Below are 13005 nucleotides of genomic sequence, written 5' to 3'. Positions count from 1 at the left end.
GGGTTGTACCTTTCCTAAAGCTAAGCATGGCGATAATGATTCGCAATGCCGAGACTCATCGCCCTGCCGGCGCCGGGATGTCCCGGGCAGCCACCGGATCCCCGACGACCGGACGCCGGAAGGAAAACCGGCACCATGCCGGCCGGCGGCTAGCGGCCCATGGCGGATGATGGGGGCCGGGTCGCCGCGGATCCCGCGGTGCTGTCCGGCGGCAGCGCGACCGCCCGCCTCGTGGCCGATTTCGACTGGGCCGCGACCAGCCTCGGCCCCATCGTCGGCTGGCCGCCGGGCCGGCGGGCGACGGTGCAGCTCATCCTCCACTCCCCGGTGCCGATCGTCACCCTCTGGGGCGAGGAGGGCATCATGATCTACAACGATGCCTATTCCGGCTTCGCCGGCGGCCGCCACCCGCGCCTCTTCGGCTCCCGCGTGCGGGAGGGCTGGCCGGAGGTGGCGGAGTTCAACGACCACGTCATGCGCATCGGCCTGGCCGGCGGGACCCTGGCCTACCGGGACCAGGAGCTGGTGCTGCATCGCAGCGGCCAGCCGGAACAGGTCTGGATGAACCTCGACTATTCCCCGATCATCGGGGAGGCGGGCGAGCCGGTCGGGGTCATCGCCGTTGTCGTCGAGACGACGCAGAAGGTGCTGGCGGAGCGCCGGCAGCGCGACACCGCCGCCGCCCTGGCAAGTCTGAACCGGGAGCTGGAGCAGCGCGTCGCCGAACGCACGGCGGAGCGCGACCGGGTCTGGCGCAACTCGCGCGACCTGATCGTGGTGCTGCGGGCCGACGGCACCTTCACCGCCGTCAGCCCGGCCTGGACCGAGATCCTTGGGCATGACCCGGAGGAGGTGGTGGGCCGCCATTTCCTCGACTTCGTGCTGCCCGAGGATGCGGCCCGCACCCAGGCGGGGCTGGAGAGCGCGGCGGCGCAGCAGGACCTGACCCGCTTCGAGAACCGCTACCGGCACCGGGACGGCTCGGCGCGCTGGATCTCCTGGAATACCGCGGCCGAGGGCGCGGTGATCTATGCCTATGGCCGCGACATCACCGCCGAGAAGCAGCGGGCCGAGGCGCTGGAGCGGGCGGAGGACCAGCTCCGCCAAGCACAGAAGATGGAGGCGGTCGGCCAGCTCACCGGCGGGATCGCGCATGACTTCAACAACCTGCTGACCGGGATCATCGGCAGCCTGGAGATGATCGGGACGCGCATCGCCCAGGGCCGGATCGGCGACCTGCCCCGCTATACCCTGGCGGCGCGCGGCGCGGCCAACCGGGCGGCGGCGCTGACCCACCGGCTGCTCGCCTTCTCCCGCCGGCAGACGCTTGAGCCGAAGCTGACCGATGCCAACCAGCTGGTGGCGGGGATGGCCGATCTCATCCGCCGCACCATGGGGCCGGCGGTGGTGGTGGAGGTGGTGGCCGCGGCCGGGCTCTGGCCCAGCATGGTCGACCGCAACCAGTTGGAGAACGCGCTGCTCAACCTCAGCATCAATGCCCGGGACGCGATGCCCGATGGCGGCAGGCTGACGATCGAGACAGCCAACCGCTGGCTCGATACCCGCACGGCGGTGACCCATGGGCTGGCGCCGGGGCAGTACATCTCGCTCTGCGTCAGCGATACCGGCGTCGGCATGACCCCGGAGGTGGCGGCCCGGGCCTTCGACCCCTTCTTCACCACCAAGCCGACCGGCCTCGGCACCGGGCTCGGCCTCTCGATGATCCATGGCTTCGCCCGGCAATCCGGCGGCCAGGCCCGGATCTATTCGGAGCCGGGCCGGGGGACGATGATCTGCCTCTATCTGCCCCGCCACCTGGGCGAGGCGCCGGCGGAGGAACCGGCCGAGGCTGCCGGGCGCCTGCCGCCGGCCCCGGCCGCCACGGGCGGGACGGTGCTGGTGGTGGACGACGAGCCGACGGTGCGGATGCTGGTGACGGAAGTGCTCGGCGAGCTGGGCTTCGCCACCATCGAGGCGGCGGATGGCCCGGCCGGCCTTGCCATCCTGCAATCGCCCGTGCGGATCGACCTGCTGATTTCCGACGTGGGCCTGCCGGGCGGCATGAACGGCCGGCAGGTGGCGGATGCGGCCCGGGAGCTGCGGCCGGGGCTGAAGGTGCTGTTCATCACCGGCTATGCCGAGAATGCGGTGCTGAGCCATGGCCACCTGGACCCCGGCATGCATGTGATGACCAAGCCCTTCCCCACCGCCGCCCTGGCCGAGCGGGTCCAGGCCATCCTCGCCGGTTGAGGGCCAGGCCGGAGTGGTTCAGACGGAATGGCTCAGGCGGGCGGCTGCGGCGGGGCGAAGACCTTCAGCGCCCCCGGCAGCAGGCGGAAGACCGCCGGCGTATGGGTCACCAACTCCCCGTCGGTATTGACCGGGCGCGGCTTGCGGGTGCGCAGCTCCATGGCGGTGGTGCGGAAGGCGCGGACATCGTCCCAGCGGCCCTGGGTGCCGCTGCGCAGCCAGGGCAGCAGCGCCACCAGTCGCCACCAATGCGCGATCTCGAGGCTATAGACATCGAGGACGCCGTCGTCCGGCCGCGCCTCGGCGGCAACGGTCATGCCACCGCCATAATGCTTGCCGTTGCCGACCGAGACCTGGATCGTCTTGATCCGCTTCACCTGGCCGTCATGGATGAGCGTGGCGGTGAAGGGCCGGGCGCGGCGCAGCAGCCCGAAGGCGGCGATGCCGTAGCCGAGCTTGCCCCAGCGCTTCTTCGCCGCGGCCTTCATCTCCCCGGCCAGCTCGGCGCTGAAGCCGACGCTGGCGACGTTGAAGTAGCGATGGCCATTCACCTCGCCGAGGTCAAGCCGGCGCGGCGGTTGCTCGGCGATGACCCGGGCGGCGCCTTCCAGCTCCAGCGGGATGCCGAGGCTGCGGGCGAGGTCGTTGGCGGTGCCGAGCGGCAGGATGCCGAGGGGCAGCCCGGTCTGCAGCAGGCCGGGGATGGCGCCGTTCAGCGTGCCGTCGCCGCCGCCGAGCACCACCCGGTCGATATCCCCGCCGGCGGTGCCGGTCAGGATGGCCTCGGTGCAGGGCATCCCTTCCGGCGGGTCGAAGGGGGTGACGGCCATGCCGGCGGCCTCCAGCGCGTCGCGGGCGGCCTCGGCGGCATCGGCCCCGCTGCGGGCGCGGCGGTTGACGATCAGCAGGGCATGGGGGCCCTTCCTCGCTGCGGTAATGACCCGGCTCCCGTTGCTATTCCGCCGCTGCAACCGCTGAGGGCGCCAAGGGTTGCCGCAGGCGCGTGTCGTGGTGCGCCGGGAGGATGCGGGATGGTGGGTACCGGGCCGGATGGGACGATGGCCGATCGCCAGGATGGGCCAAGCATGGGGCCCCGACTGCGGCGGCTGCTGGCCGGGCAGGCCATACCGCTGCTGGCGCTGGCGGTCTGCGCCGGCGGGCTGCTGGGCTTCGCCCTGCTGGCCGATCTGCTGGAGGATGGCGAGCATCGCTTCGACGAGACGGTGCTGATGGCGCTGCGCCAGCCCGGGGACCCGGCCCAGCCGATCGGCCCGGCCTGGCTGGGGCTGGTGATGCGGGACATGACGGCGCTGGGCGGCATCCCGGTGCTCGGGCTCTTCGCGCTGATCGCCTTCGGCTACCTGCTGCTGGCCCGGCAGGGCAAGGCGGCGCTGCTGCTGCTGGTCTCGCTGCCCGGCGGCCTGCTGCTCAATACGCTGCTGAAGCAGGGCTTCGACCGGCCGCGCCCGGCGCTGGTCGCGCATCTGGTCGATGTGCAGACGCTGAGCTTCCCGAGCGGGCATGCGATGCTCTCGGCGGTCGGCTACCTCACGCTCGGCGCGCTGCTGGCCGGGGCGGCGACGCAGCGGCGGCGGCAGGGCTATATCCTGGGCGTGGCGGTGCTGCTGACCCTGCTGATCGGCGGCAGCCGGGTCTATCTCGGCGTGCACTGGCCGACCGACGTGCTGGCGGGATGGTGCCTCGGCGCGGCCTGGGCCATGGGCTGCTGGCTGGTGCTGCGCCTGGCGCCCCTCCTTCGTCGCGGATGACGGCGGGCCGCCGGCCGATTACTCTGCCGGCATGACCGATACCCTAGGCCGCTTCCGCAATGCCCCCGCCATCCGCGCGCCGCGCGGGCTGGAGAAATCCGCGCTCGCCTGGACCACCGAGGCGCCGCTGCGGATGCTGATGAACAACCTCGACGCCGAGGTGGCGGAGAAGCCCGGGGAGCTGGTGGTCTATGGCGGCATCGGCCGCGCCGCCCGCGACTGGGCCAGCTACGAGCGCATCGTCGAGACGCTCCGCCGGCTGCGCGAGGACCAGACGCTGCTGGTGCAATCCGGCAAGCCGGTCGGCGTCTTCGAGACCCATGCCGATGCGCCGCGGGTGCTGATCGCCAACAGCAACCTCGTCCCCCGCTGGGCGAGTTGGGAGCATTTCTCCGAGCTCGATCGCAAGGGGCTGATGATGTACGGCCAGATGACCGCGGGGTCCTGGATATACATCGGCTCCCAGGGGATCGTGCAGGGCACCTACGAGACCTTCGCCGAGTGCGGGCGGCAGCATTTCGGCGGCGACCTCGCCGGGCGCTGGATCCTGACCGGCGGGCTCGGCGGCATGGGCGGGGCGCAGCCGCTGGCCGGCGTCTTCGCCGGCGCCTGCGTACTGGCGGTGGAATGCCAGCCTTCCTCCATCGAGAAGCGGCTGGAGACGAAGTATCTCGACCACAAGGCCGACGACCTCGACACCGCCCTCGCCATGATCCGCCGCGCCTGCGACGAAAAGCGCGCCATCAGCGTCGGCCTGCTCGGCAATGCCGCCGAGGTCTTCCCGGAGCTGGTCCGCCGCGGCGTGGTGCCGGATATCGTCACCGACCAGACCAGCGCCCACGACCCGGCCAATGGCTACCTCCCCGCCGGCTGGACCCTGGCGCAATGGGCCGAGCTGCGGGAGCGCGACCCGGCCGCCGTTGCCGCCGCGGCGAAGCGCAGCATGGTCGCCCAGGTCCAGGCCATGCTGGATTTCCAGGCCCGCGGCGCCCAGGTGGTCGACTACGGCAACAACATCCGGCAGATGGCCAAGGAGGAAGGGCTGACCGGCGCCTTCGGCTTCCCCGGCTTCGTCCCCGCCTATATCCGCCCGCTCTTCTGCCGCGGCATCGGCCCCTTCCGCTGGGCGGCGCTGTCGGGCGACCCGGAGGACATCTACCGTACGGATGCCAAGGTGCGGGAGCTGATCCCCGACGATGCCCATCTGCACCGCTGGCTGGACATGGCCCGCGCCCGGATTTCCTTCCAGGGCCTGCCGGCCCGCATCTGCTGGGTCGGGCTCGGGGTGCGCGACAAGCTGGGCCTCGCCTTCAACGAGATGGTGGCGCGCGGCGAGATCGGCCCCATCGTCATCGGCCGCGACCACCTCGACAGCGGCAGCGTCGCCTCCCCCAACCGGGAGACGGAGGCGATGCGCGACGGCTCGGACGCTGTCTCCGACTGGCCGCTGCTCAATGCGCTGCTGAATACCGCGAGCGGGGCGACCTGGGTTTCGCTGCACCATGGCGGCGGCGTCGGCATGGGCTTCTCCCAACATGCCGGCATGGTCATCGTCTGCGACGGCACCGCCGATGCAGCGCGGCGGCTGAAGCGGGTGCTCTGGAACGACCCGGCGACCGGGGTCATGCGCCATGCCGATGCGGGCTACGAGACCGCCATCGACTGCGCCCGCGAGCACGGCCTCGACCTGCCGATGCTGGGCCGCTGAGCATGTTCGACCGCGTCTGGCTGAACGCCGACCTTGCGACCATGGAAGGCCCCGGCCTCGGGGTGGTGACGGATGGCGCCATTGCCGCGCAGGACGGCCGCATCGCCTGGGTCGGCCCGCGCGCGGCGCTGCCGGGCCCCGCCGCCGAGACGGTGGACTGCGCCGGCGCCTGGATCCTGCCCGGGCTGATCGATTGCCACACCCACCTGGTCTTCGGCGGCGACCGCTCGGATGAATTCGAACGCCGCCTGGCCGGCGAGGATTACGCCGCCATCCTGGCCTCGGGCGGCGGCATCCTCTCGACCATGCGGGCAACGCGGGCGGCCGATGCGGCGACGCTGCTCGCTGCCGCCCTGCCCCGCGCCCGGGCGCTGATTGCCGAGGGCGTCACCACTATCGAGATCAAATCCGGCTATGGGCTGGAGCGGGAGGCGGAACTGCGCCAGCTCCGCGTCGCCCGGCAGCTGGCCGAGCGGCTGCCGGTCGCGGTGCAGACGACGCTGCTCGCCGCCCATGCGGTGCCGCCGGAATACGCCGGACGCCGCACCGACTATGCCCGGCTGGTGGCGGAGGAGATCGTCCCCGCCGCCGCGGGTCTCGCCGATGCCGTCGATGTCTTCCACGACCGGATCGGCTTCGACGATGCCGAGACCCTGCTGGTGGTCGAGGCGGCGCGCCGGGCCGGGCTGCCGGTGAAGCTGCACGGCGACCAGCATGCCGACATGGGCAGCGCGGCCTTCGCCGCGAAGCATGGCGCGCTTTCGGTCGACCATCTCGAATGCGCCAATGCGGCCGGGCTGGCGGCGATGGGCGCGGCGGGCACGGTCGCGGTACTGCTGCCCGGCGCCACCTACTTCCTGCGGGAGCCGCGGCGGCCGGATATCGCCGCCATGCGCGCGGCCGGGGTGCGCATGGCGCTGAGTACGGACATGAACCCCGGCTCCTCCCCGGCGCAGTCGCTGCTGCTGATGCTGAACCTCGGCTGCACCCTGTTCCGGCTGACGGTGGAGGAGGCGCTGCTGGGCGTCACCCGCCATGCCGCGGCGGCGCTGGGGCTGGCCGACCGCGGCCGGCTGGCGCCGGGGCTGCGCTGCGACCTGGCACTGTACGGGATCACCCGTCCGGCCGAGCTCTGCTATTGGTTCGGGTGGAATCCCTGCCAGGGTCGTGTTCTGCTGGGCCGGGTGCTGGAAGGATGCTGATGCAGACGCCAAGCCTGGCCGAGATGACGGCCATCATCCACCGCGGGGTGCCGCTCGCCGGCGCCTGGGGCATCGAGGTGGTCTCGGCCGAGGCCGGCACCGCCGTGGTCCGCCTGCCGGCCCAGCCGCTGCTGCTGCGCCCGGGCAATACCGTCTCCGGCCCGGCGCTGATGGGCCTGGCCGACGTGGCGATGTGGGCGGCGCTGCTGTCCGTCACCGGCGGCAAAGACGAGAGCGTGACGTCGAGCATGACGGTCAATTTCCTCCGCCCCGCCGGCTCCGGCCCGGTGTTGGCGGAAGCCCGAATCGTCAAGCGCGGCAAGCGCATGGTCTTCGGCGACATCATGCTACGGGCGGAAGGCAGCGAGGCCATCGCCGTGCATGTGACGACCACCTGGGCGGTGATCGCGCCATGACGCGCTGGCTGGTGGCAGCGCTGCTGTTGCTGGCCCCCTTCGGCCCGGCCCGGGCGGTGGACGAGATCCAGGTCTATACCGGGGAGATCGCGGCACCGCGCGAATGGTCGCTGCTGCAGCACCTGAACTACGGCCTGCGGGCCCGCGCCGGCCGCGACTACCCGGGCGGGCTGCCGGCCCGCGGCACGGTCAACGGCACGCCGGAGCTGGCCTATGGCGTGACCCCCTTCTACGAGGTCGGGCTCTACCTGCCCTTCGCCTTCCGCGACGACCGCTTCTACTCCGGCGGCTTCAAGCTGCGGAACCTCTTCGTCACCCCCGATGCCGGCAACCGCGCGGTCTTCTACGGCCTGAACACCGAGCTGTCCTGGGCGCCGCAGCGCTTCTCCCGCAGCTTCTGGAACCTCGAGTTCCGCCCGATCCTCGGCATCCACCTGGGCGGCTGGGAGCTGACGACCAACCCGATCATCGGCCTCGGCATCGGCGGCCATCAGGGCACCGCCTTCCTGCCAGCCAACCGCGTCTCCTACGGCGTCCGGCCGGACCTCTCCTTCGGCGTCGAGACCTATTCCGACTTCTCCAGCCCCGGCCGCTTCGCCAAGTTCGACCGACAGGCGCACCAGGTCTTCGCCGTGACGGACTTCAAGCTCGGCACGGTCGACGTGAACCTCGGCATCGGCCGCGGGCTGACGCCGCAGAGCGACCGCTGGGCGGTGAAGACGATCTTCGGCTTCAGCTTCTGAACCCTTCTGGTGTCGGCACGTTGCGCCGGACGGAGGGACCCCCCATGCGCCGATTGCTCGCCCTGTTGCTGCTGCTCGCCACCCCCATCATTACCCCCGCCGGGGCCGCCGGCTTCGACGAATTCCAGATCTTCGACGGCCGCATCGGCGAGCCGGGCTCGGTCGACCTGAACCTGCACTACAATCTCGGCCGCCGCGGCCGGCTGGACAGCCCGCGGGAGCAGGGCGCCCCGCGCAACGGCATGCTCCTCACCCCGGAGATCGGCTTCCCCACCGCCCCCTGGCACGAGATCGCGGTCTTCCTGCCGGTCGCCCGGGAGTTCACCGGCGACATCTACGGCGGCGGCTTCAAGGTGCGGAACACCTTCATCAGCCCCGGCGCCGCCGACCGGCCCTTCGCCTACGGCATGGACGTCGAGCTGCGCTACCAGTCCGCCCGCTTCTCCGAGGCCGACTGGGCGGTGACCCTGCGGCCGATCATCGACCTGCGTTACGAGCGCTGGCAGCTCATCCTCAACCCGGCGGTCGAGATGCCGCTCGGCCGCGGCGGCGCCATCTTCGCCCCGGCGGTGCGCGGCGTGCGGCAAGTGGCCGAGACCGTCTGGCTCGGCGTCGAGCACTACATGGACTTCGGCCGCATCGACCGGCCGGAGGCCCCCCGCGGCCAGGCGCACCAGCTCTTCGTCACCACCGACGTGAAGCTCTCCAACCGCTTCGCCCTGCATGTCGGGCTCGGCCATGGCCTGACGCATGCCAGCGACCGCTGGGCCGGCAAGGTGATCCTCGCGGTGGACTTCTGATAGGCTCCCGGCAAAGACGCGGGAGCAAGGCGATGGCCGGCAAGACCTATGTGCTGCTGCACGGCGCCTTCCATGGCGCCTGGTGCTGGCGGGATGTCGCGGAGCGGCTGCGCGCCGCGGGCCACCGGGTGACGACGCCGACCCAGACCGGCCTCGGCGAGCGGGCGCACCTGCTCTCGGCGCAGATCACCCTGGATACCTTCGTCGAGGATGTGGTCCGGCACCTGGAGGCGGAGGAGCTGGAGGATGTGGTGCTGGTCGGCCACAGCTTCGGCGGCAACGGCATCTCCGGCGCGGCGGACCGGGTGCCCGGGCGCATCCGGCACCTGGTCTACCTCGATGCGATGATCCTGGAGGATGGCCAGACCCCCTGGGGCCGGATGCGGCCGGAGGTCGCGGCCGAGCGCCGCCGGCTGGTGGCCGAGCAGGGCGCCGGGATCGTGGCGCCGCCGCCGCCGGTCAGCGCCTTCGGCGTGCCGGAGGACCATCCCCTCGCCCCCTGGGTGCGGCGGCGGCTGACCCCGCATCCGGCCGGGACCTACCGCACCCCGCTGCGGCTGGGCGGACCGGTCGGCAATGGGCTGCCCTGCACCTACATCGCCTGTTCCGCCCCCTGGTACGCGCCGCTTGACTGGGCGCGGGACTGGGTGCGGGCGCGGCCGGCCTCGGGGGGAGAAGGCTGGTCCTGGCAGGAGATCGCCACCGGGCACGATGCCATGGTGACGGCGCCGGAGGAGCTGGCCCGGATGCTGGCCGCCATCGGCTAGGCGACGCCCCAGGGCTTGCAGTTACAGGAGCTTACGGGCTTTCTGCCGGTCATGGCAGCGGACCCCTCCCCCGAACCGGCCGCCCGGCGCGGCTATCACCACGGCAATCTGCGGGAGGCCCTGCTGGAGGCCGCGCGCGCCCTGGTGGCCGAACGCGGGCCGCAGGGCTTCACCCTGACCGAGGCGGCGCGACGGGCCGGGGTCTCGCCCTCCGCCCCCTATCGGCATTTCAAGGACCGCGAGGAGGTGCTGGCGGAGCTCTGCCGGCGCGGATTCGCCCTGTTTGGCCAAAGGCTGCAGGCCGCGGCGGGCGGGGCCGCCTCCCCCACCGAGGCGCTGTCCGGGATGGGCCCGGCCTATCTCGCCTTCGCCCGGGAGGAGCCGGGGTACTACGCCGCGATGTTCGCCTTCCAGCCGCCGGCGGGGGCGGAGCCGGCGGTGCCGGAGCAGCGGGAGCCCTTCGAGGGGCTGGCCCGGGCGGTCGCCCGGGTGCTGCCGGCCGGGGTGGCGGAGCCGCGGCTGGTCGCGTTGCAGATCTGGGCGCTGTCGCATGGCGTGGCGATGCTGGAACGGGTAGGCATGCCGCCACCGGGCAGCGGGGCGCCACCGCCGGAACGCATCCTCGATACCGGGGTCGCCGCCCTGCTCGGGCGGCGGTAGCCGCTTAGGCCCCCCCCCTTTAGGCCATCCCCTCCAGCGCATTCCAGGCCGAAAGCACCGCGCCCTCCTGCCAGCCGGTGAGCCAGGAGAGGTATTCGCCGGCGAAGTGGTAGGGGCCTTCGGGGCTCCGCAGCAGCGGGTACAGATCGCGCCGCTGCGCCGTGGTCCATTCCGCCCAGGCGCCGCCGGCCCGCGGCATGCGCGACCAGGCGACGGAGACGGGCGCCGAGACCTCCCGGCCCAGGCCCGGGTGCAGCGCCTCGCCATCGGCGGCGATGGCGGCGGCACGCCCGGCCGGGCGGCGGGCGGCGAAACGCTCGCCGAGGTTGTCATCCCAGATATAGGCGCCGGTCAGGATGCCGCCCTCGGCGTGGAAGCCATGCGAGGGATACCAGAGCTGGGTGGCCTCGCCCGGGGTCCAGGAGATCCCGCCGTAGATGGCGTGGTCCTCCTCCCAGAAGCGGCGCGCGCAGCGGAAGGCGAGCTTGGCGGCCGAGGAATAATGCAGCGCGGCGAGGCCGGCGCGGCGCGCCTCCGGCAGGTCGGTATCAAGCCGGGCCAGCAGCGGCGCCGGCAGGGTGATGAGGACCTGCGCGGCGGTCTCCTCCCGCATCCCGTCGGCACAGCGCCAGCGCACCCGGGCACCGGCTTCGCCGCGGCGAAGCGAGACGACCTCGGCGCCGGGCACCAGCGCCTCGCCGAGTGCCGTGGCCAGGGCGGCGGCGATGCGGTCCATGCCGCCCACCGGTTGCAGCATGGTGGCGGCATAGTCCACGCCCTCGGTGAAGGCGGCGCCGGCCCAGAGGGTCGGCTCCAGCAGCAGCCGGGCATCGAGCGGCGGCAGGGCGCGTGGCGCCTCCAGCCCTGCCCCCGGCGGCCGGTCCCAGCCGGCGCGGGAGGAGCCGTGGTAGCGATGGTCCGCCCCCAGCGCGCCGAAGCGGCGGAGCATGGCGCGCAGCGCCTCCAGGTCGGGCTCGTCCAGCGGCGCCTCGAGCGTGCCGCGCTCCAGCCCCTTGGCGGCGAGCTCGGCGATGAGGCCGCGAAGGTCGGCCTGCACCCGCCGCTGCGGCACCGGGCCGGTGGAGGCCTGCAGCAGGGCGGCGCGGTTCTCGTTCACCTGCACCTCCAGCGGCACGCCGAGCGCACGGCAATAGCCGAGGATGCCACGGTGGTGGTGCGGGATGCGGGCGGGGCCGGGGTTGAAGTAGAGATGCGGCGCGGCATCCCAGGCCACCGGCTGCGGCGGTGCCTCGCTTTCCCGCACCGTATCGCCGGCGCGGAGCGTCAGGCAGCGGCCACCGGCGCGCTCGGCGGCCTCCAGCACCCGCACGGACCAGCCGGCGCGCCGCATCTCGAGGGCCGCGACCAGCCCGGCGATGCCGCCGCCGATGACGATGACCCGGCGGTCGCCGCGCGGCAGCACCGGCGCCGCCGCCCGCGCCGGGGTGGCCGGCAGCCCGCCGAGCGCCGCCAGGGTGGCGATGGCCGCCGGCAGCCCGCCGGCCGCGCCCACCCCCTGCAGCAGCGCCCGCCGGGAAATCACGCGCCGAAACGCGCGGTGACGGCCTTGGCCACCGCCGCCGTGCCATCCGGCCCGCCGATATCGGCGGTGCGCAGCCCGGCGGCGAAGGCGCCATCCACCGCCGCCTCCAGCTCCGCCGCCGCATCGGCGAAGCCCTGCCCGGCCCCGCGCGCCGCCAGCCAGTCCAGCATCATCGCCGCCGAGAGCAGGGTCGCGGTCGGATTGGCGATGCCCTTCCCCGCGATGTCGGGCGCCGTGCCATGCGCCGGCTGGAAGACCGCGTGCTCGTCGCCGATATCGGCGCTGGGCGAGAAGCCCATGCCACCGACCAGCCCGGCGGCGAGGTCCGAGAGGATATCGCCGAACATGTTCTCGGTCGGCACCACGTCGAAGGCCCAGGGGTGGCGCACCAGGTCGAGCGCCATGGCATCGACGTAGTGATGCGCCGATTCCACCTGCGGAAACTCGCGCGCCACGCCGTCGAAGACGCCGCGCATGAAGGCGAAGGCGCGGAAGACATTGGCCTTGTCCACCAGGGTCACCCGCCCCGTGCGCCCACGCTTGGCGGCGCGCCGCTCGGCGAGGCGGAAGGCGAAGCGGGACAGCTTCTCGGTCGTCGCGCGGGTGATGCGCAGCGTCTCCTCGGCATAGTCCTCGGTCACCAGCCCCTTGCCGCTGGAATGGAACAGCCCCTCCGTGCTCTCCCGGATGAGGACGAAATCGATCCCCGCCGCGCGCGGGTCGGCCAGCGCCACCGGCACGCCGGGAATGGCCCGCACCGGCCGCACCCCGGCATAGAGCTTCAGGCGGAAGCGCAGGTCGAGTTGCGGCGCGATCTCGGTGCCATCGGCGCGGCGGATGCCGGGCCAGCCCATGGCACCGAGCAGGATGGCGTCCGACGCCTCCGCCGCGCGGAAGCTCGCGTCCGGGAAGGCATCGCCGGTCGCCTGGTAGTGGAAGGCGCCGGCCGCCAGCGTCTCGGTGCGGATGCCGATGCCGTGGCGCTTCGCCAGCGGCTCCAGCACGCCGAGCGTCGCCGCGGTCACCTCGGTGCCGATGCCGTCGCCCGGCAGGACTGCGATCCTTACGCTGTTGCTGGCCATGTGCTTTCCCCCTGGGACGATTGGCCCCTATCCTGCGGCAAAGCCCGACCCAGGGCCAAATCCGG

12 protein-coding genes are annotated in these 13005 nt (G+C 72.7%); 9 read left to right on the top strand and 3 right to left on the bottom strand.

The window, feature by feature from the left end; translation table 11 throughout:
• Window positions 1-159 precede the first annotated feature (159 nt).
• Window positions 160-2250, top strand: a complete 2091-nt coding sequence (locus AC0IW9_RS11405; RefSeq protein ID WP_471648365.1) for a hybrid sensor histidine kinase/response regulator — start codon at window positions 160-162, stop codon at window positions 2248-2250.
• 32 nt (window positions 2251-2282) lie between these two features.
• On the opposite strand, the gene AC0IW9_RS11400 is transcribed toward AC0IW9_RS11405, so the two are convergent.
• Window positions 2283-3221 (bottom strand): lipid kinase, encoded by a 939-nt coding sequence (locus AC0IW9_RS11400; RefSeq protein ID WP_471648364.1) that lies wholly within the window; start codon window positions 3219-3221, stop codon window positions 2283-2285.
• Window positions 3222-3335: 114 nt separating this feature from the next.
• Here AC0IW9_RS11400 and AC0IW9_RS11395 point away from each other — a divergent pair, with 114 nt between their 5' ends.
• The 8 genes from AC0IW9_RS11395 to AC0IW9_RS11360 are packed head-to-tail and all read left to right on the top strand — an operon-like array spanning window position 3336 to window position 10315.
• Complete coding sequence (locus AC0IW9_RS11395; protein WP_471648363.1) at window positions 3336-4019, top strand: phosphatase PAP2 family protein; 684 nt, start codon at window positions 3336-3338, stop codon at window positions 4017-4019.
• 31 nt (window positions 4020-4050) lie between these two features.
• Entirely contained in the window at window positions 4051-5727 is a 1677-nt protein-coding gene (gene hutU / locus AC0IW9_RS11390; protein WP_471648362.1) for a urocanate hydratase, read from the top strand.
• 2 nt (window positions 5728-5729) lie between these two features.
• Window positions 5730-6929, top strand: a complete 1200-nt coding sequence (gene hutI, locus AC0IW9_RS11385) for an imidazolonepropionase (protein WP_471648361.1) — start codon at window positions 5730-5732, stop codon at window positions 6927-6929.
• Window positions 6929-7345 (top strand): PaaI family thioesterase, encoded by a 417-nt coding sequence (locus AC0IW9_RS11380; protein ID WP_471648360.1) that lies wholly within the window; start codon window positions 6929-6931, stop codon window positions 7343-7345. The genes hutI and AC0IW9_RS11380 overlap by 1 nt, the downstream gene beginning before the upstream one ends.
• Complete coding sequence (locus AC0IW9_RS11375; RefSeq protein ID WP_471648359.1) at window positions 7342-8088, top strand: hypothetical protein; 747 nt, start codon at window positions 7342-7344, stop codon at window positions 8086-8088. The genes AC0IW9_RS11380 and AC0IW9_RS11375 overlap by 4 nt, the downstream gene beginning before the upstream one ends.
• A gap of 44 nt (window positions 8089-8132) precedes the next feature.
• Entirely contained in the window at window positions 8133-8888 is a 756-nt protein-coding gene (locus AC0IW9_RS11370) for a hypothetical protein (RefSeq protein WP_471648358.1), read from the top strand.
• 32 nt (window positions 8889-8920) lie between these two features.
• Complete coding sequence (locus AC0IW9_RS11365) at window positions 8921-9655, top strand: alpha/beta fold hydrolase (protein WP_471648357.1); 735 nt, start codon at window positions 8921-8923, stop codon at window positions 9653-9655.
• 51 nt (window positions 9656-9706) lie between these two features.
• The gene (locus AC0IW9_RS11360; RefSeq protein ID WP_471648356.1) at window positions 9707-10315 is read left to right on the top strand and encodes a TetR/AcrR family transcriptional regulator; all 609 of its coding nucleotides are present in this window, start codon (window positions 9707-9709) and stop codon (window positions 10313-10315) included.
• Window positions 10316-10334: 19 nt separating this feature from the next.
• Here the strand turns inward: AC0IW9_RS11360 and AC0IW9_RS11355 are convergent, their stop codons facing one another.
• Together AC0IW9_RS11355 and AC0IW9_RS11350 are read right to left on the bottom strand one after the other, a co-directional pair.
• Window positions 10335-11858, bottom strand: coding sequence for a flavin monoamine oxidase family protein (locus AC0IW9_RS11355; RefSeq protein ID WP_471648355.1), 1524 nt, complete (start codon window positions 11856-11858; stop codon window positions 10335-10337).
• On the bottom strand, window positions 11855-12940 hold the full coding sequence (locus tag AC0IW9_RS11350; RefSeq protein ID WP_471648354.1) for an isocitrate/isopropylmalate dehydrogenase family protein: 1086 nt from the start codon (window positions 12938-12940) through the stop codon (window positions 11855-11857). Before AC0IW9_RS11350 ends, AC0IW9_RS11355 begins: the two co-directional genes overlap by 4 nt.
• Window positions 12941-13005: the final 65 nt, after the last annotated feature.

Source organism: Belnapia sp. AC561 (assembly GCF_979252845.1).
This window is presented reverse-complemented; position numbering and strand designations above follow the sequence as displayed.